Annotated in this window: 1 protein-coding gene; it reads right to left on the reverse strand. The window is 67.2% G+C overall.

The window, feature by feature from the left end; translation table 11 throughout:
• Nucleotides 1-671 (reverse strand): alpha-amylase family glycosyl hydrolase (locus BN4575_RS20360; protein ID WP_256029039.1); only part of this gene is annotated, 671 nt, incomplete at both ends.

Genomic DNA, 671 nt, shown 5'->3' on the forward strand with positions numbered 1-671 from the left:
TCGCGCAGCGTGTCGCGGTAGCGGCCGTTCCACTCGGCCCAGCGCACCGGGAAGTTGCCGACCTGGTAGCCGCCCGGGCCGACGTCCCACGGCTCGGCGATGAGCTTCACCTGGCTGAGCACCGGGTCCTGGTGGACGATGGTGAAGAAGCTCGAGAGCTGATCGACGTCGTGCAGGCCGCGCGCGAGCGCCGCGGCCAGATCGAACCGGAACCCGTCGACGTGCATGTCGAGGACCCAGTACCGCAGCGAGTCCATGATGAGCTGGAGCGCCTGCGGGTGGCGCACGTTGAGGGTGTTCCCCGTGCCCGTGTAGTCGAAGTAGTAGCGCTCGTTGCCGGGGACGAGGCGGTAGTAGGTCGGGTTGTCGATGCCGCGCAGGCTCAGCGTCGGGCCCAGGTGGTTGCCCTCCGCCGTGTGGTTGTAGACGACGTCGAGGATGACCTCGATCCCGGCGGCGTGGAGCGCCTTGACCATCTCCTTGAACTGCCGGACCTCGGCGATCACGTCGTTGCCCGCGCGGTACCCGACGTCCGGCGCGAAGAAGCCTATCGTGTGGAAGCCCCAGTAGTTCCGGAGCCCCTTGTCCAGCAGGAACTTCTCGTGCACGAAGGCGTGCACCGGGAGGAGCTCGATGGCCGTGATGCCGAGGTACCGCAGGTACCCGATCAT

Source organism: Aeromonas sp. EERV15 (assembly GCF_900079845.1).
GTDB lineage: Bacteria > Pseudomonadota > Gammaproteobacteria > Enterobacterales > Aeromonadaceae > Aeromonas > Aeromonas sobria.